Raw genomic sequence first — 17,304 nt, forward strand, 5'->3', positions numbered from 1 at the left:
ACCGCGCGATTCAGGGATGAGATGCGATCCATTCACGATACGCCGGATGCTGGCGCAGCGTCTCGAAGCAGAAGCCCTTGGCCTTGAGGCCGACGATCAAGGGCTCCAGCACGGCCGGCGCCCACGGGTCCTTGCGCGACCAGATGCCCAGGTGCGCAATCAGGATGTCGCCGGGCTTGATGTGATCGAGGGCCTGTTGCAGCAGCTTCTCGTTGCTGAACTTCTCGCTCGGCAGCTCGTCGCCCAGGAAGCCGGCCGGCGCCCAGCCCACGTGCGCATAGCCGCAGGCCCTGGCGGCCGCCAGCAGCCTGGGCGAAGTCTTGCCCCCCGGCGCGCGAAACACCGGCAGCGGCTTCTTGCCCGTGACGTACTGCAGGCGCTCGGAAGCCTTGGTGATATTGGCGCAGTACTGTTCCGCGTCCCAGGTGAACTGCCGCCCGGCAAAGGCGCCGGCCGAGGGTGCGATGCGGAAGCGCGGCGCGAGTCCCTTCACGTCGCCGCGCCAGTAGGCATGGTCGTAGGTGTGGGACGCGAACTCGTGGCCTTCGGCCGCCCTCGCCTTCCACCACGGCGCCCACTGGTTGTCGAGACTGTCGCCGCCGCTCAGCGTGCGCTCGGCCGCGCCGAAGAAGGTGACACGCACCTCCTGGCGCTTGAGCACCTCGGCCACCAGCGGCGCCACGCCCATGTGGCCGGTGTCGAAGCTCAGGTAGACCGGCTTGGCGCAGCTGGCCTGTGCGACGGCGCTGATTGGCGCCGCACCCGCAGCGAGCAGGAGCAGCGCGTATCTAGCGTTTTGCATGATCGAGGGTCCAGACGCCATGGGGCGAGCGGCCGACTGGCACCTGCCGCACCACCTTGTGGGCGGCCAGATCGACCACGCTGAGCTTCCTGGCCCAGCGCGAGGTCACGTAGAGCGTCTTGCCGTCGGCCGAGACGTCCATGCAGTCGGGTCCGCCGCCCACCGGGTAGGTGTCGCTCACCTGCAGCGTCTGCAGGTCGATGCGGCTGATGGTGTTGGCCACGCGGTTGCTGACGAAGACGCTGCGGCCGTCGCCGGCCGAGCGGAAGGCGTGGGCGCCCTTGCCGGTGGGAATCTTGCCGACCAGCTTCGGCTCCCGGCCGGCCACGTCGAAGACCTGCACGCCGTCGCTGCCCGTGAGGCCCACCAGCAGCGTCTTGCCGTCGTGGATGCCGAAGATGTCGGCCGGCATCGGGCCGGTAGGCGTGCGCCAGCGGATGGTCTGCGTGGCGAGATCGACCGCGACCAGTTCGTCGCTGTCCTGCATCGTGACGTAGGCCGTGGTGCTCTTGCCGTCGATCCAGATGTGGCTCGGCGTCTTGCCCGAGGGGATGCGCTTGACCAGCTTGGGCTCCTTGCCGTCCCAGCGGTAGACGTCGATGTGGTTGAGCCGGTTGCCGGCGGTGACGAACCACTTCATGTCGGGCGAGAAGCGCAGGTGATAAGGGTCGATGATGCCGTAGACCACGCGCTGAACCTCGGCCGTGCGCGGGTTCAGGAAGGTGAGCGAGTCGCCGGCCGAATTGGCGACGATCAGCGAACTCTCGTCGGGCGACAGGTAGAGATGGTGCGGCTCCTTGCCGGTCGGGATGCGCAGCTTCTCGGTCCAGCTGACCGGATCGACCACGCTCACCGTGGCATCGAGCGAATTGAGCACGAAGACCGGCGGTGGTTCGGCAGCAAGCGACGGCAGCGCCGCACAGGCAAACAAAAAGGCCGCGAGGCGGCCTATCGGGGGGAAAGAGAAGCGCAAGGGGGAAGTTCCAGAAGCAGGCTTGCGATTTTAACGATCGACCCTGTTCGCTGGCTGACTTGGGCGCGCCGTTCGCAAGGCCTCGACCTGCGCCGACTCCAGCCAGCGCCACTGGCCCGGCGCCAGGTCTTCAGGCAGCGCGAGCGGTCCGATGCGCGAGCGGTGCAGGGTCTCGACCCGGTTGCCCACGGCGGCCAGCATGCGCTTGACCTGGTGGTACTTGCCTTCGGTCAGCGTGAGTCGGAGCTGCAGCGGCCCGACCGGCTCGCAGGCCGCCGCGCGCACCGGCTTCGGATCGTCGTCGAGCACCACGCCGTCGAGCAGCCGGGCCACCTGCGTGTCGTCGATCGCATGCTTGGTGCCGACCTCATAGACCTTCGGCACATGATGCTTGGGCGAGCCCATGCGGTGGATGAACTGGCCGTCGTCGGTCAGGAGCAGCAGGCCGGTGGTGTCCTGGTCTAGCCGGCCGATGGCCTGCACGCCCTGCACTGCGCCTTTGTTGGGACGCAGGCGCAGCGGCGACGGCAGCAGCGTGTAGATGCTGGGATAGGTCGACGGCTTCTGCGAGCACTCGGTACCGGCCGGCTTGTGCAGCATCAGGTAGGCCTTCTCGTGATATGCCCACTCGGTGCCCTGCACAGTGAGGAGCAGGCCCTCCGCCCCGAATTCCGTCGCCGGATCTGCGACGACGGTGCCCGCCACCCTTACCAGCCCTTGCTGGACCAGCCCGGCGCAGACGCGCCGGGTGCCGAAGCCCTGGGTATAAAGAATCTCGTCGATCCGCATCAATACCCGAGGGCCAGGCCGGTGTTGCGCCGCGGATCGTTGGCGCCGTAGAAGCGGTTCTTGCCGACCGGCTTGCCGCCCAGCGCAGGCGCACCGATGGTGATTGCCGCCACGTGATTGGCCGGCTGCGGCACGCCGAGGTTGTGGCCCATGTCGGTCAGGATCTTGCGCGTGTCGGGGCTGAGCGCGAAGGTCTCGACGTTGGTCACGTCGGGCAGCCATTGCTGGTGGAAGCGTGGCGCGTCGACCGCTTCCTGCACGTTCATTCCGTAGTCGACGACGTTGAGGATCGTGTGGAGCACCGCGGTGATGATGCGGCTGCCGCCCGGCGTTCCGACGATGAAGACCGGCTTGCCGTCCTTGGTCAGGATGGTAGGACTCATCGAGCTGAGCGGACGCTTGCCCGGGGCGATGGCGTTGGTTTCGCCCTGCACAAGACCGTAGAGGTTGGGCACGCCAATCTTCACGGTGAAGTCGTCCATCTCGTCGTTGAGCAACACGCCGGTGCCGGCGGCCGTGACCTTGGCGCCGAACCAGTCGTTGAGCGTGTAGGTCACCGAGACCGCATTGCCCCACTGGTCGATGATCGAATAGTGGGTGGTGTTGCTGCCTTCATGGGGTGCGACGCCGGGCTTGATGTCCTTCGAGACGCCGGCTTTCTTCGGGTCGATCACGGCACGGATCTTTTCGGCATAGCCCTTGTCGAGCAGCCGGTCGAGCGGGTTCTTCACGAAGTCGGGGTCGCCGAGGTAGCTGTTGCGGTCGACATAGGCATGGCGCATGGCCTCGATCTGGTAGTGCACGGCCTGCGCCGAGCGGAAGCCGAGGTCCTTGAGCGGATAGCCCTCGAGGATGTTCAGCATCTCGCAGATCACCACCCCACCCGAGCTCGGTGGCGGCGCCGAGACCACGTGATAGCCGCGGTAGTCGCATTCGACCGGCGCCAGTTCGCGGGTCGTGTACTGGTTCAGGTCGGCCTGCGCGATGATGCCCTTGCCGGCCTGGCTGGAGGCCACGAGCGCGGCGCCTACGGGGCCCTTGTAGAAGCCGTCGACGCCGTTGCGGCTGATGGCCTTGAGCGTTTTCGCGAGGTCTTTCTGCACCAGCTTCTGGCCGACCGCGAAAGGCTCGCCCTTGTTCAGGAAGATCGCGCCGGAGGCCGGATCTTTCTTGAAGTCGGCGGTCGCGGTGGCGAGCAAGTCGATGTCGCCCTGCTCCAGCACGAAGCCACGCTCGGCCAGCGCGATCGAAGGCGCGATCAGCGCATCGCGCTTCATGGTGCCGTACTTCTCGCGCGCCAGCTCGAGGCCGGAGACGGTGCCGGGCACGCCGACGGCGAGGTGGCCGTTCGTGCTCAGGCCCTTGACGACGTTGCCATCCTTGTCGAGGTACATGTTGGCAGTGGCGGCCAGCGGCGCCTTCTCGCGGAAGTCGAGGAAGGACTTGCGGCCGTCGGCCAGTTGCACCGTCATGAAACCACCGCCGCCCAGGTTCCCGGCCGCCGGGTAGACCACCGCCAGCGCATAGCCGACCGCCACCGCGGAATCGATCGCATTGCCGCCGCGCTTGAGCACGTCGACGCCGATCTTGGTCGCCAGATGCTGGGCGCTCACGACCATGCCGTTCTCGGCCGCCACGGGCGCCTGCGAGGCCGCGTGCAGCTGTGCCGCGCCTGCCAGCGCGAGCGCCGCCGCGACGGCGCCTCGCAAGGCCGAAGTCCACTGAAGTTGTTTCACGGTTTTATCTCCTTTGAAGAATGGATCAGCCCGCAAGCAGCCCCTTGCGGCGCAAGTCCCGAAGGGCAAGCGCCACCTGTTGCTGCGTGAACTCGCGCAGCGCACCTGCTTCGGTGAGCGGCTTTTCGTCCTTGATGAAGCGCAGGCGCTCAGCGCGGGCTTCAACCGCCAGGTGCAATGCCAGAGACTCGTGCGAATGCTCGCCGTCGAGCAGCGGCAGCAGGCAGCGCTCGAGCAAAGAAAGGCCCACCGGCTCATGCCACAGGTTGCAGGCAATGGCCGAGGGTCCGGCATTCAGCGCGAGACCGGGAGTCCTGCGCACCGCGGCCAGCGCACGCGGGAACTCCGACACTTGCGCGCCCGCCTGCGGCGCGGCGCGCCGGATGCGGACGGCGCCGAGGATCAGCAGCTCTTCGAGCATCGCCATGACGAGCGGCTCGACCGCGGCGCGCGGTTCGCCGGTCCGCGCCGAGACCTCGGCAATCAGTGCGTCGGCCGAGGCGGTGGCCGGGTAGCGCTCGTCAAGCACCTGCGCCACCGCTTTTTGAAGCGGCAGCCGCAGCGTGATCTTGAGGTTGCGCATCGCATTGCAGGGCTGCTCCTGCGCATCGAGCGTCAGCACGCCACCACCTTCGGCTGCGAACACGCCGGCGAATTCGAGCGCGCGGATGCGCTCCGGGACAAGGCGATAGCGGATCTCGGCGGCACGTTCCTGCTTCACGAGCAGCGTCTGACGGAAGGTGCGGTTGACCAGGAAGTCCAGGTACTGCTCCATCATGATCTGGCTGCCTCCGCATTCGCGCAGCAAGGGATCGCGCACTTTTTCGCCGTAGTTCTGGACGAACATGGTCGACGGCTCGGCGTCCGCCAGGTAGCTGAGCCCGTGCGAGCTCGCACGCGCGGCGAACTCCTTGAAGTAGCAGGGCGAGTTGCAGGGCTCGAGGAACTCGTGCAGCAGGTAGGAGCTGTTCGCGGCACGCACGATCGGCATGGTCTCTTCGAGCGTCTTCTTGAGCACGCTGTCCGGTCGCGCCGACTGTTCGAGAAACTCGAGCATGCCGCGCGCGTAGGAGAGTTTCTCGTCCGGCTCGTCGCGCGGGGCGCCGCGCAGGATCATGGCGTCGCGCACGATCTCGCGCGCCTTCCAGCCCGGGTACACGTTGTAGCTCACGTAGGCCACGCCGTTTGGCGCGAGGTTCTCTGAGCACACGCGCAGGATCGCGTCCTGCACCGGCGCCGGCACCCAGCTGTAGACGCCGTGGCAGATGATGTAGTCGAACTGACCGAAGGAGGCGTCGATGCTGGCGATGTCGAGAGCGCGCAGTTCGACGTTCTTCAGGCCCGAGTGCTCGATGGCTGCCGCGCCCTGCCGGATCTGCACCGGCGAAAGGTCCACGCCGAGCGCTCTCGCCTCCGGGTGGCGTGCCGCGAAAGGGATCAGGTTGCCGCCGGCCGCGCTGCCGAGTTCGAGCACGCGTGCCTGCGCCGGCGCAGGCGCCTCCAGCCCGAACAGGAAGGCCAGCGCCTCCAGGTGCTCCACCGCAGACTGAGGAAACGGATGCGAGTCGTACGGCACGGTGTCGTAGTAACTCGTGAGCGCGGTCGTCATTGAATCCATGGGTGTCCTCTGGGCGAGCGACGCCGACTATAGCTCGCGCGCGGAGCAGCGCGGACCTCGTGAGCCCGAAGAATCCAATGAACCTTGACTGATGCGCGAAGCCGGAGCCGGCATGCGCCGAAGCGGTGTCTTGCGGCCGCATGGGCCGCTCGAGGTGTCACTCGCTGGATGTATGGTGGAGCTGGGGGGATTTGAACCCCCGTCCGCAAGCCTTCGTCGCGCAGATCTACATGTTTAGCGATCTGATTTAGGTCTCGCCACCGGTGTCGCGCAGTCGCACGCTACACCGGCCGCCAGCACCCTATGTTCTCGCTCCGACCCAAGGTACCCGGATCGGAGCCAGCCAATGTAGATTATCTTTGCAGCCGGGAGGCGTCAGATTGCTCTAGCGCCCCCTTGCCCAGCCCATCGGCCTGCTGTTGCAAAGCTCACCGGCAATTAAGCGGCGAGTGCGAAACGTTCGTCGTTTGCAGTTAGTTTGTTTGAATCTGTTTTACGAGCGCATTCAGCTCGACATGCCCCGCTGCGATTCCGAACCCACGTCGAAACCAGTGCAGCCCCAAGCGCTGCATTCTAGGCCGGTTTGAGTAGTTGCAAGAGCTCCATGGGCGATGCGATGGCGGCATCGGCCTGCCACAGCGTCACATCCGCCTCCGCGCCCATGTAGCCGTAGGCGGCGGCCACCGTTCCCATCCCCGCGGCCCGGCCGGCCATGATGTCCCGGTGGTCGTCGCCCACATAGATGCAACGAGCGGGCGGCACCCCCAGTTGTCGCGCCGCCTCGAACAAAGGTTCGGGATGCGGCTTGGCATATGGCGTCGTGTCGCCGCTGACGATCGCGCGCGCCGTGCCAAACAGCGGTATCGCGCGTGTCAGCGGGCCAGTGAAGCGCACCGACTTGTTGGTCACCACGCCCCACTGCAGCCCGCGCGCGCAAAGCGCTTCGATCAGTTCGGCCACGCCTTCGAAGACCTGCGTGTTGCGCAGCATTCGATTCTCGTAGTTGACGAAGAACTCCTCGCGCAGCGGCGCGAACTCCGGCGCATCGGGTGTGATGCCGAAAGCCACGCCCAGCATCCCGCGCGCGCCGGCGCCGGCCATGGGGCGATAGCGCTCCAGGGGCAGCGAGGCGAGGCCCCGATCCGTTCGCATCTGGTCGGCCGCGGCGCCCAGGTCCGGAGCGCTGTCGATCAGCGTGCCGTCCAGATCGAACAGGACGGCCTGTGTCGCATCGGCCGCCATCATGGCTGGGGCGCCGATGGTTTGCGGGTTGCAAACATGTAGTTGACGCTGGTGTCGTCGCTGAGCCAGTAGCGCCGCGTCACCGGGTTGTGCTCCAGGCCGCGCGTATGGCGCAAATCGAGGTTTGCAGCGCGGCAATGCGCAGCCAACTCGCTCGGCCGGATCAGCTTCTGGTACTCGTGCGTGCCCCGGGGCAGCATGCCCAGCACGTACTCGGCGCCGACGATCGCGAACAGGAAGGACTTCAGGTTCCGATGAATGGTCGAGAAGAACACCCAGCCGCCGGGCTTGACAAGCTGCGCGCAGGCCTTCACGACGGAGGCCGGCTGAGGCACGTGCTCGAGCATTTCCATGCAGGCCACGACGTCGAAGCTCTCAGGCTGTTCGGCGGCCAGCGCTTCGACACTGATTTCGCGGTACTTCACGCCACGCGTCGCTGCCTCGAGCGCATGCAGTTGGGCGACCTTGAGAGCCTTGTCGGCCAGATCGATGCCCAGGACGTCGGCGCCTCGCCGCGCCATGGCGTCGGCCAGAATCCCGCCCCCGCAGCCCACATCGAGCACCCTGCATCCTGCAATCGGTGCAATGCTTTCGATCCACTCCAGGCGCAGCGGATTAATTTCGTGCAGCGGTCGGAATTCGCTTTCCAGATCCCACCAGCGGTGAGCGAGTTCGGAAAATTTGGCAAGTTCTGCCGGATCGGCATTCACGGTATCGGTCATATGCAGATTATGAAACGACGCGAATTGCTGGGAATCCCGCAACGCGAAATCGCAATGCGATCGCCCATAAAAAAACCCCGCCGAGGCGGGGTTCTTTTTGAAGATTCTTGCGAATCAACGGTTGGCGCGGGTACCGACCACTTCGATTTCCACGCGGCGGTTCTTGGCGCGACCTTCCTTGGTCTTGTTGTCGGCGACGGGTTGCTTCTCGCCCTTGCCTTCGGTGTAAACGCGGTTGCGTTCGATGCCCTTCGAGACCAGGTAGGCCTTGACGGCTTCAGCGCGGCGAACCGACAGGCGCTGGTTGTAGGCATCGGTGCCGATCGAGTCGGTGTGGCCGACGGCGATGATCACTTCGAGGTTCACGTCACGAATCTTCGAGACCAGGTCGTCCAGCTTGGCGCGGCCTTCAGGCTTGAGGACCGACTTGTCGAAATCGAAGAACGCGTCGGCAGCGAAGGTGACCTTCGAGGCGGCGACAGCCGGAGCTGCAGGTGGGACAGGTGCCGGAGCAGCCGGGGCTACAGCGGCGGGAGGTGCAGCGGGAACGAGCGCACCGTCGCAACCAGCGGCAGCCGTGGCGGGCGTCCAGTTGGCATCGCGCCAGCACAGTTCATTGGTGCCGTTTTTCCAGACCAGTTCGCTGGTGCCGTTTTGCCAGTTGTCGATCACGGGGCCACCGTTCGCGGCGGTGACGCGGGTCTGCGCGCCGGCGGCAGTGGCGAGCGCAGCGACTGCAAACATCATCGCCACTTTATTCAGTTTCTTCATGGTTCTCCTCTTGGGGAAAAAGCCGCAGCCGCGCTGCGAATCAAGGACGCTTTAAGTGACCACCACCCAAAACGTTGAGGCGATTGTGCCATAGGGTCTTTGGCAAACCGCCCGCGAGGCGCCCCTGAAACGTAGGACGGAGGCGGAATACCGGCCTTGTGTTGCGGCGGTGCGACACCCTCCGCGGCGTAAAATTCGGCCCCTTGCCGTCAGCCTGCTGCCCATGACCTCGTTCGCCAAAGAAACTCTACCCATCAGCCTCGAAGAGGAAATGCGCCGCAGCTATCTCGATTACGCGATGAGCGTGATCGTGGGGCGTGCGCTCCCCGATGCGAGGGACGGCCTCAAGCCGGTGCACCGGCGCGTGCTGTATGCGATGCACGAGCTCAACAATGACTGGAACCGGGCGTACAAGAAGTCGGCCCGTATCGTCGGCGATGTGATCGGTAAGTACCACCCGCACGGCGACCAGTCGGTCTATGACACCATCGTGCGGCTGGCGCAGGACTTTTCCATGCGCCACATGCTGGTCGATGGCCAGGGCAATTTCGGATCGGTCGATGGTGACAACGCGGCCGCGATGCGCTACACGGAAATTCGGCTCGCGAAGATTGCGCATGAAATGCTGGCCGATATTGACAAGGAAACCGTCGATTTCGGTCCGAATTACGACGGCAGCGAGAAAGAACCGCTGGTATTGCCGAGCAAGCTGCCCAATTTGCTGGTCAATGGCTCGGGCGGCATTGCGGTCGGCATGGCGACCAACATCCCGCCGCACAACCTGAACGAAGTCGTCGACGGCTGCCTGCACCTGCTGCGCCACCCGGACGCCAACATCGACGAGCTGATGGAGATCATTCCGGCGCCCGACTTTCCGACGGCCGGGATCATCTACGGCATCAACGGCATCAAGGACGGCTATCGCACCGGCCGCGGCAAGGTGGTGATGCGGGCGAAGTGCCACTTCGAGGACATCGACCGCGGCCAACGGCAGGCGATCATCGTCGACGAGCTGCCCTATCAGGTCAACAAGAAGACGCTGCAGGAGCGCATGGCCGAGCTGGTGCACGAGAAGAAGATCGAAGGCATCAGCCACATCCAGGATGAGTCAGACAAGTCGGGCATGCGGCTGGTGATCGAGCTCAAGCGCGGCGAAGTGCCCGAAGTGGTGCTCAACAACCTCTACAAGCAGACCCAACTGCAGGACACCTTCGGCATCAACATGGTGGCGCTGGTGGACGGCCAGCCGAAGCTGTGCAACCTCAAAGACCTCATCCAGGTCTTCCTGCAGCACCGCCGCGAAGTCGTGACGCGCCGCACGGTGTTCACGCTGCGCAAGGCGCGCGAACGCGGCCACGTGCTCGAGGGCCTGGCGGTCGCGCTCGCCAACATCGACGAATTCATCGCCATCATTCGCAACGCGCCGACGCCGCCGGTGGCCAAGGCCGAGCTGATGAACCGCCGCTGGGACAGCAAGCTGGTGCGCGAGATGCTCACCCGCACGCGGGCCGACGGCGGCGTCATCAACGCCGACGACTACCGCCCCGACGGACTCGAGATCGAATACGGCATGAGCGCCGACGGGCTCTACAAGCTGTCGGACACGCAGGCCCAGGAAATCCTGCAGATGCGCCTGCAGCGCCTGACCGGCCTGGAGCAGGACAAGATCGTGGCCGAGTACAAGGAAGTCATGGCGGAGATCGACGATCTGCTGGACATCCTGGCCAAGCCCGAGCGCGTCTCGGTGATCATCGGCGACGAGCTCACGACGATCAAACAGGAGTTCGGTCAGACCAAGCTCGGCGTGCGCCGCAGCCAGGTCGAGCACAGCGCCTTCGATCTTTCGACGGAAGACCTGATCACGCCCACCGACATGGTCGTGACCCTCTCGCACAGCGGCTACATCAAGAGCCAGCCGCTGGGCGAATACCGGGCCCAGAAACGCGGCGGGCGCGGCAAGCAAGCCACGGCGACCAAGGAAGACGACTGGATCGACCAGCTCTTCATCGCCAACACGCACGACTACATCCTGTGCTTCTCCAACCGCGGCCGGCTGTACTGGCTCAAGGTGTGGGAGGTGCCCGCCGGATCGCGCGGCTCGCGCGGACGCCCGATCGTCAACATGTTCCCGCTGCAGGAAGGCGAGAAGATCAACGTCGTGCTGCCCCTGACCGGCGAGAAGCGCACCTTCCCGGCCAATCAATACGTGTTCATGGCGACCTCGATGGGCACGGTCAAGAAGACTGCGCTCGACGAATTCAGCAACCCGCGCAAGGCCGGCATCATCGCAGTGGATCTCGACCCGGGCGACTACCTGATCGGCGCCGCGCTGACCGACGGCGCGCACGACGTGATGCTGTTTTCCGACGGCGGCAAGGCCGTGCGTTTCGACGAGAACGATGTGCGTCCGATGGGCCGCAACGCACGCGGCGTGCGCGGCATGACGCTCGAGGACGGCCAGGGCGTGATCGCCATGCTGGTCGCGGAGGACGAGGAGCAGAGCGTCCTGACCGCGACGGAAAATGGTTACGGAAAACGCACAAGCATTACCGAGTACACGCGTCATGGCCGGGGAACCAAGGGCATGATCGCGATTCAGCAAAGTGAGCGCAACGGCAAGGTCGTGGCCGCGACTCTCGTGCATGCCGACGACGAGATCATGCTCATCACCGACAAGGGCGTGCTCGTACGCACCCGTGTCTCCGAAATCCGCGAACTCGGACGCGCGACGCAAGGCGTCACGCTGATCGGGCTCGACGAAGGCGCCAAGCTCAGCGGGCTGCAGCGCATCGTCGAGAACGACGCGAACGTGGAGAACGAGCCCGACGCCGACGACACTTCCTCATCATCTTCAACGGAGAACCCTCAGTGAAAAAACTCAAACTCGCGCTCTTGACGGTCGCGCTCGCCGGCAGCTCGATGGCCATGGCACAGGACAAGGCGGCGATGGTCAAGCAATTCATCGATCTGCAGCGCCCCGGCATCGAAGCGCTGGCGCGCGGCCTGGTCGAGCAGTCCAGCGCCCCCATCGCTCAAGCGGGTTCGCAGTATCTGCAGACGCAGGTGCCGGCCGAGAAGCGCGAAGCCGCCGCAAAGGCCGCCGACGCCGAGCTCAAGAAGTACTTCGACGAGGCTTACCCCATCGTGCGCGACAAGGCGGTGGCGCTCGCGCCGGACGCCCTGGGCCCGATCCTGCGCGACAACTTCAGCGACGAAGAACTGCGCCAGCTGCTGGCCTGGATCAGCTCGCCCTTGAGCAAGAAGTACCAGGAACTCAATCCGAAGATGCAGACCGCACTCACGGAAAAGCTGGTGGCCGAGACCCGCACGAGCATCGAACCGAAGATGCGCACGCTCGACACCAACGTTGCCAAGGCATTGGGCGCCCCGACCGGCAACGGCGCGGCAGCACCGGCCAAGCCGGCGCCCAAGACGCCCGCCAAGAAGTGACGCAGGGTCCGCGCCCGTACAACTTCTCCGCCGGTCCGGCCGCGATGCCGGAGGCAGTGCTGCAACGCGCCGCCTCCGACATGCTGGACTGGCAAGGCAGCGGCATGAGCGTGATGGAGATGAGCCATCGCGGCAAGGAGTTCGGCGCGATCTGCACGCAGGCCGAGGCCGACATCCGGACGCTGCTCGCGGTACCTGCGCACTTCCACATCCTTTTCATGCAGGGCGGCGGCCTCGGCGAGAACGCGATCGTGCCGATGAACCTGTCGCGCGGCGCCGGCGCCGACTTCGTGATCACCGGCAGCTGGAGCGCCAAATCGCAGAAGGAAGCGCAGCGCTACTGCAAGGCGAACGTCGCCGCCTCCAATGCCGACAGCCAGCACACGCGGCTGCCCGACCCCGTGAGCTGGCAGCTCGCGCGCGACGCGTCGTACGTGCACATCTGTTCCAACGAGACGATCCACGGCATCGAATTCCAGGAGTTGCCCGATCTCGCCGCACTGGGCAGCGACGCCCCGCTCGTCATCGATTTCTCTTCCCATGTCGCGTCGCGGCCGGTCGACTGGCGCCGCGTGGGCCTCGCCTTCGGCGGCGCGCAGAAGAACCTCGGCCCGGCCGGCCTCACGATCGTGATCGTGCGCGACGACCTGCTGGGACGCGCGCTCGACATCTGCCCCACGGCCTTCAACTACAAGACGGTGGCGGAGAACAAGTCGATGTACAACACGCCGCCGACCTGGGGCATCTACGTCGCCGGCCTGACCTTCCAATGGCTGCTGCAGCAGACGGAGGGCGAGCTCCGCGGCGTCGAGGCGATGGAGCAGCGCAACATCGCGAAGGCGCAGCTTCTCTACGGCTTCATCGACGCTTCCAGCTTCTACGAGAACAAGGTCGCCGCCAACTGCCGCTCGCGCATGAATGTGCCCTTCTTCCTCAAGGACGAAAGCCGCAACGAGGCCTTCCTCGCCGGCGCGCGCGAAGCGGGTCTGCTGCAGCTGAAGGGGCACAAGTCGGTCGGCGGCATGCGGGCCAGTATTTATAACGCGATGCCGCTGGCCGGCGTGCAGGCACTCGTGAGCTACATGCGAGAATTCGAGCGGTCGCATGCCTAGATGCATGCGAGCCTGACCGATGACCGCACCCACCCCACAGCCTCCTGCCTCCGACAATTCCGCCAGCCTCGCCGATCTGCGCGTGCAGATCGATTCGCTCGACCAGCAACTGCTCGACCTGCTGAACCGCCGCGCGCACGTCGCCGAGCTGGTCGGCGAGGTCAAGAAGCGCGAGGGCACGCCCTACTTCCGGCCCGATCGCGTGGCGCAGGTGATCGAGAAGATGCAGCAGAGCAACGGCGGGCCGCTCAAGGCGCTGCACGTGGCGGCCATCTGGCGCGAGATCATGTCGGCCTGTCTGGCCCTCGAATCGCCGCAGCGCGTCGCCGTGCTCGGCCCCGAAGGCACCTTCTGCGAACAGGCCGCGATCGAATACTTCGGCGGCGCCGCCGACCTGATCTATTGCGCATCCTTCGACGAGGTCTTCCACGCCACGGCCGCCGGCAGCGCGCAGTACGGCGTGGTCGGCGTCGAGAACTCCACCGAAGGCGTGGTCACGCGCTCGCTCGACCTGTTCCTGCACTCGCCCACCCACGTGGTCGGCGAGGTCAGCCTGTTGGTGCGCCATCACCTGCTGCGCACGCGCAACGAGCTCGAAGGCATCGAAGCGGTGCTGGCGCATCCGCAGGCGCTCGCGCAGTGCCAGACCTGGCTCTCCAAGCATCTGCCCAACGCCGAGCGGCGCGCCGTTTCCAGCAACGCCGAGGGTGCGCGGCTCGCGGCCGGCAATCCGGCCTGGGCCGGCCTCGCGAGCGAACGGGCCGCCACCCGCTTCGGGCTGCACATCGTTGCCCACGCGATCCAGGACGACTCGTACAACCGCACGCGCTTCGCCGTCATCTGCCTGCCCCAGACCCTGGCCATGCCGCCGGCCTCGGGCAAGGACTGCACCAGCCTGGTGGTTTCCGTGCCCAACCGGCCCGGCGCAGTGCACGACCTGCTGGTGCCGCTCAAGACCAACAACGTCTCGATGACGCGCTTCGAGTCGCGGCCGGCGCGCACCGGCCAGTGGGAGTACTACTTCTACATCGACCTCGACGGCCATCCGTCGCAGCCCAATGTCGCCGCCGCCCTCGCCGAACTGCGCAAGCTTTGCGCGTTCTACAAAGTCATCGGCGCCTACCCCGTCACCGCCTGAGGCCGCCCATGTTTGAACAGCTCGGCTTGATCGGCTGCGGCCTGATGGGCGGCTCCTTCGCGCTGGCGCTCAAGCGCGCACGGCTGGTCAAGCGCGTGGTCGGCTACAGCAAGTCGCCATCGACCACGGAACGCGCGCGCCAGCTGGGCGTGATCGACGTGGCCGCACCGTCCGCCCTGCTCGCGGTGTCGGGTGCCGACCTGGTGCTGATTGCCGTTCCGGTAGGCGCTTCGGAAGCCACCTTCAAGGCGATCCGCCACGGCATCACCGACCAGATGCTGGTGATGGACGTGGGCTCGACCAAGGGCGACGTGATCGAGGCCGCGCGGCGCGGCCTGCAGGACCAGCTCGGCGCCTTCGTCCCCGCGCACCCGATCGCCGGCAAGGAGCTCGCCGGCGTCGAGCATGCCGATGCCGGCTTGTATGCCGGGCGCCAGGTCGTGCTCACGCCGATCAAGGCCACGCGGCGCTCCAACGTGCAGCGCGCGACGCAGGTCTGGACGGGGGTGGGCGCCAAGGTCGTGACGATGACGGCCGAGGCGCACGACAGCGCCTTCGCGGCCGTCAGCCACCTGCCGCACCTGCTCGCGTTCGCATTCGTCAAAGCCATCACCGCCCAGCCCGACGGCCATCGCTTTCTGGAGCTGGCGGGTCCCGGTTTTCGCGACTTCACACGCATCGCGGCCGGCGATCCGGCCATGTGGCGCGACGTCCTGCTGGCCAATCGCGATCAGGTATTGCAGCATTCGCTGGCCTTTCGCGCGGCACTGTCGCAGTTCGAGGCCTTGATGAACGCGGGCGATGCGCAGGGCCTGGAAGACGCGATCGCGGCAGCCAGCCGCGTTCGCAGCAAATGGCATCCGGGCGCGGCCGCTTCGCCCGACTGACCATGTTCGAAACACCTTTCCTCGACATCCCGCCGCTCGTCGCCGCCGGCGGTACCGTCAGGCTTCCCGGCTCCAAGAGCATCTCCAACCGCGTGCTGCTGCTGGCGGCGCTCGCCGACGGCACGACCACGGTGCACGACCTGCTGGATTCGGACGACACCCGCGTGATGCTCGATGCGTTGGCCGCGCTCGGCTGCCGCATCGAGCGCACCGGCAATGCGCTGCACATCGACGGCCTCGACGGCAAGCTGCAGACGCCGGGCGCTTCGCTGTTCCTCGGCAACGCCGGTACCGCGATGCGTCCGCTGACCGCAGCCCTCGCCCTGCTCGGCGGCGATTTCGAACTGCGCGGCGTGCCGCGCATGCACGAGCGGCCGATCGGCGATCTGGTCGACGCGCTGGTCCAGCTCGGCTGCCGCATCGACTACACCGGCAACCCCGGCTATCCCCCGCTGCACATTCATCCGGTGGCCCTGGATGCTCTGCAGCTCGAAACGCCGATCCGCGTGCGCGGCGACGTCTCCAGCCAGTTCCTCACCGCGCTGCTGCTCGCCTTGCCGCTGGCCGCAGCGCAGCGCGACATCGTGATCGAGGTGATCGGCGAGCTGATTTCCAAACCTTACATCGAGATCACGCTCAACCTGCTCGCGCGCTTCGGCATCGAGGTCCGGCGCGACGGCTGGCAGCGCTTCACGATTCCCGCGGGCAGCCGCTACCGTTCACCCGGCGACATCCACGTCGAGGCCGATGCGTCCTCGGCCAGCTATTTCATCGCGCTCGGTGCGATCGCGAGCGGCGCGGGCATCCGCATCGAAGGCGTCGGCGCCGGCTCGATCCAGGGCGACATCCGCTTCGTCGAAGCCGCCCGTCAGATGGGCGCGCGCGTCGACAGCGGCCCCAACTGGCTCGAAGTCTCGCGTGGCGCCTGGCCGCTCAAGGCCATCGACCTCGACGCCAACCATATTCCCGACGCGGCGATGACGCTCGCGGTGATGGCGCTCTATGCCGACGGCCCCTGCCTGCTCCGCAACATTGCGAGCTGGCGCGTCAAGGAAACCGACCGCATCGACGCCATGGCCAACGAGCTGCGCAAGCTGGGCGCCACGGTCGAGGACGGCCCCGACTTCATCCGCGTGCACCCGCTGGCCGCGGCCGGCTGGCGCGCGGCCAGCATCCGTACCTACGACGACCACCGCGTGGCGATGTGCTTCTCGCTCGCGGCCTTCAATCCGGCCCGCGTACCGCTGCGCATCCTCGAGCCGCAGTGCGTCGCCAAGACCTTCCCTGATTATTTCGAGACCCTGTTCTCGGTGGCCGAGGCCGTCGAAGTGCCGGTGATCTGCGTCGACGGCCCCACCGCCTCCGGCAAGGGAACGCTGGCCCTCGAGCTGGCGCACCGGCTCGGCTATCACTACCTGGATTCGGGTTCGCTCTACCGCGTGACCGGTCTCGCGATGCGCCGCGCGGGGCTCAGCGCAGATGCCGCGCATGAGGCACAGATTGCCACGCTCGCCCGCACCCTGCCCCTTCGCTTCAGCGAGGGCAAGATCGTGCTGGCCGGCGAAGACGTGAGCGATGCCATCCGCACCGAGGCCGCCGGCATGGACGCCTCCCGCGTGTCGGCGCTGCCGGCCGTGCGCGATGCGCTGATGACGCTGCAGAAGAGCTTCCGGCGCCTGCCCGGCCTGGTGGCCGACGGCCGCGACATGGGCACCGTCGTTTTCCCCGACGCCCCGCTCAAGGTCTACCTGACCGCGAACGCCGCCCAGCGCGCCGACCGGCGTCATAAGCAGTTGATTTCAAAGGGTATTTCGACTACAATCGATGGTCTTCGCGCCGACCTGGAAGCGCGTGACCTTCGGGATTCGTCCCGCAGCGTCGCGCCGCTGAAGCCGGCGCCTGATGCCCGCCTCCTGGACAACTCCCTTCTTTCGATCGAGCAATCGGTCGACCGGGTGCTGGACTGGTGGCAGGAAGTACAGCCTTTCAAGTCTTCTTGAAAAGGCGTTTCGGTCCAGCAGGTCCCCGCCGCGCGACAGCGCACCGGCCTGCTGGTTGTTCAAC

The 17,304-nt window shown here is 66.2% G+C and carries 14 protein-coding genes and 1 other RNA gene; 6 read left to right on the forward strand and 9 right to left on the reverse strand.

Features of this window, described 5'->3' with window-relative positions; all coding sequences use genetic code 11:
* Positions 1-10: 10 nt before the first annotated feature.
* The 9 genes from ACSQ9I_RS20565 to ompA all read right to left on the reverse strand — a co-directional run bounded on the left by ACSQ9I_RS20565 (position 11) and on the right by ompA (position 8,653).
* On the reverse strand, positions 11-802 hold the full coding sequence (locus tag ACSQ9I_RS20565) for a polysaccharide deacetylase family protein (RefSeq protein ID WP_436314272.1): 792 nt from the start codon (positions 800-802) through the stop codon (positions 11-13).
* Positions 789-1,775: a YncE family protein gene (locus tag ACSQ9I_RS20570; RefSeq protein ID WP_436314273.1), complete on the reverse strand. Its 987-nt coding sequence runs from the start codon at positions 1,773-1,775 to the stop codon at positions 789-791. Before ACSQ9I_RS20570 ends, ACSQ9I_RS20565 begins: the two co-directional genes overlap by 14 nt.
* Positions 1,776-1,805: 30 nt before the next feature.
* Entirely contained in the window at positions 1,806-2,564 is a 759-nt protein-coding gene (locus ACSQ9I_RS20575) for a pseudouridine synthase (RefSeq protein ID WP_436315790.1), read from the reverse strand.
* Positions 2,564-4,300, reverse strand: a complete 1,737-nt coding sequence (gene ggt, locus ACSQ9I_RS20580; RefSeq protein WP_436314274.1) for a gamma-glutamyltransferase — start codon at positions 4,298-4,300, stop codon at positions 2,564-2,566. Before ggt ends, ACSQ9I_RS20575 begins: the two co-directional genes overlap by 1 nt.
* A gap of 25 nt (positions 4,301-4,325) precedes the next feature.
* Positions 4,326-5,918 carry a methyltransferase regulatory domain-containing protein gene (locus ACSQ9I_RS20585; RefSeq protein ID WP_436314275.1) on the reverse strand — a complete coding sequence of 531 codons (1,593 nt, stop codon included), beginning with the start codon at positions 5,916-5,918 and terminating at the stop codon, positions 4,326-4,328.
* 173 nt (positions 5,919-6,091) lie between these two features.
* Positions 6,092-6,479, reverse strand: a transfer-messenger RNA (tmRNA) gene (ssrA, locus tag ACSQ9I_RS20590).
* Positions 6,480-6,491: 12 nt separating this feature from the next.
* On the reverse strand, positions 6,492-7,160 hold the full coding sequence (locus ACSQ9I_RS20595; protein ID WP_093103275.1) for an HAD family hydrolase: 669 nt from the start codon (positions 7,158-7,160) through the stop codon (positions 6,492-6,494).
* Positions 7,160-7,882 carry a bifunctional 2-polyprenyl-6-hydroxyphenol methylase/3-demethylubiquinol 3-O-methyltransferase UbiG gene (gene ubiG / locus ACSQ9I_RS20600; RefSeq protein WP_436314276.1) on the reverse strand — a complete coding sequence of 241 codons (723 nt, stop codon included), beginning with the start codon at positions 7,880-7,882 and terminating at the stop codon, positions 7,160-7,162. The genes ACSQ9I_RS20595 and ubiG overlap by 1 nt, the downstream gene beginning before the upstream one ends.
* Positions 7,883-7,996: 114 nt before the next feature.
* Positions 7,997-8,653 carry an outer membrane protein OmpA gene (gene ompA / locus ACSQ9I_RS20605; RefSeq protein ID WP_093103112.1) on the reverse strand — a complete coding sequence of 219 codons (657 nt, stop codon included), beginning with the start codon at positions 8,651-8,653 and terminating at the stop codon, positions 7,997-7,999.
* 223 nt (positions 8,654-8,876) lie between these two features.
* On the opposite strand from ompA, the gene gyrA reads away from it, so the two are divergent.
* The 6 genes from gyrA to ACSQ9I_RS20635 are packed head-to-tail and all read left to right on the forward strand — an operon-like array spanning position 8,877 to position 17,240.
* Positions 8,877-11,525 carry a DNA gyrase subunit A gene (gyrA, locus tag ACSQ9I_RS20610; protein ID WP_436314277.1) on the forward strand — a complete coding sequence of 883 codons (2,649 nt, stop codon included), beginning with the start codon at positions 8,877-8,879 and terminating at the stop codon, positions 11,523-11,525.
* Positions 11,522-12,103, forward strand: a complete 582-nt coding sequence (locus ACSQ9I_RS20615) for a DUF2059 domain-containing protein (RefSeq protein ID WP_436314278.1) — start codon at positions 11,522-11,524, stop codon at positions 12,101-12,103. The genes gyrA and ACSQ9I_RS20615 overlap by 4 nt, the downstream gene beginning before the upstream one ends.
* Complete coding sequence (gene serC, locus ACSQ9I_RS20620) at positions 12,100-13,215, forward strand: 3-phosphoserine/phosphohydroxythreonine transaminase (protein WP_436314279.1); 1,116 nt, start codon at positions 12,100-12,102, stop codon at positions 13,213-13,215. The genes ACSQ9I_RS20615 and serC overlap by 4 nt, the downstream gene beginning before the upstream one ends.
* A 19-nt stretch (positions 13,216-13,234) precedes the next feature.
* Positions 13,235-14,353 (forward strand): prephenate dehydratase, encoded by a 1,119-nt coding sequence (gene pheA, locus ACSQ9I_RS20625; protein ID WP_093103107.1) that lies wholly within the window; start codon positions 13,235-13,237, stop codon positions 14,351-14,353.
* Between the two features lie 8 nt (positions 14,354-14,361).
* Complete coding sequence (locus ACSQ9I_RS20630) at positions 14,362-15,240, forward strand: prephenate dehydrogenase (protein ID WP_436314280.1); 879 nt, start codon at positions 14,362-14,364, stop codon at positions 15,238-15,240.
* 2 nt (positions 15,241-15,242) lie between these two features.
* Positions 15,243-17,240 carry a bifunctional 3-phosphoshikimate 1-carboxyvinyltransferase/cytidylate kinase gene (locus ACSQ9I_RS20635; RefSeq protein WP_436314281.1) on the forward strand — a complete coding sequence of 666 codons (1,998 nt, stop codon included), beginning with the start codon at positions 15,243-15,245 and terminating at the stop codon, positions 17,238-17,240.
* Positions 17,241-17,304 lie beyond the last annotated feature (64 nt).

Source organism: Variovorax sp. LjRoot84, assembly GCF_964254305.1.
In the GTDB taxonomy this organism is placed as follows: Bacteria; Pseudomonadota; Gammaproteobacteria; order Burkholderiales; family Burkholderiaceae_C; genus Variovorax.

Excerpts from the sequence above, each read along its gene's own strand:
- ACSQ9I_RS20565 (WP_436314272.1), bottom strand. The coding sequence starts at position 802 with ATGCAAAACGCTAGATACGCGCTGCTCCTGCTCGCTGCGGGTGCGGCG.
- ACSQ9I_RS20575 (WP_436315790.1), bottom strand. The coding sequence starts at position 2,564 with ATGCGGATCGACGAGATTCTTTATACCCAGGGCTTCGGCACCCGGCGC.
- ACSQ9I_RS20585 (WP_436314275.1), bottom strand. The coding sequence starts at position 5,918 with ATGGATTCAATGACGACCGCGCTCACGAGTTACTACGACACCGTGCCG.
- ACSQ9I_RS20595 (WP_093103275.1), bottom strand. The coding sequence starts at position 7,160 with ATGGCGGCCGATGCGACACAGGCCGTCCTGTTCGATCTGGACGGCACG.
- ubiG (WP_436314276.1), bottom strand. The coding sequence starts at position 7,882 with ATGACCGATACCGTGAATGCCGATCCGGCAGAACTTGCCAAATTTTCC.
- ompA (WP_093103112.1), bottom strand. The coding sequence starts at position 8,653 with ATGAAGAAACTGAATAAAGTGGCGATGATGTTTGCAGTCGCTGCGCTC.
- gyrA (WP_436314277.1), top strand. The coding sequence starts at position 8,877 with ATGACCTCGTTCGCCAAAGAAACTCTACCCATCAGCCTCGAAGAGGAA.
- pheA (WP_093103107.1), top strand. The coding sequence starts at position 13,235 with ATGACCGCACCCACCCCACAGCCTCCTGCCTCCGACAATTCCGCCAGC.
- ACSQ9I_RS20630 (WP_436314280.1), top strand. The coding sequence starts at position 14,362 with ATGTTTGAACAGCTCGGCTTGATCGGCTGCGGCCTGATGGGCGGCTCC.
- ACSQ9I_RS20635 (WP_436314281.1), top strand. The coding sequence starts at position 15,243 with ATGTTCGAAACACCTTTCCTCGACATCCCGCCGCTCGTCGCCGCCGGC.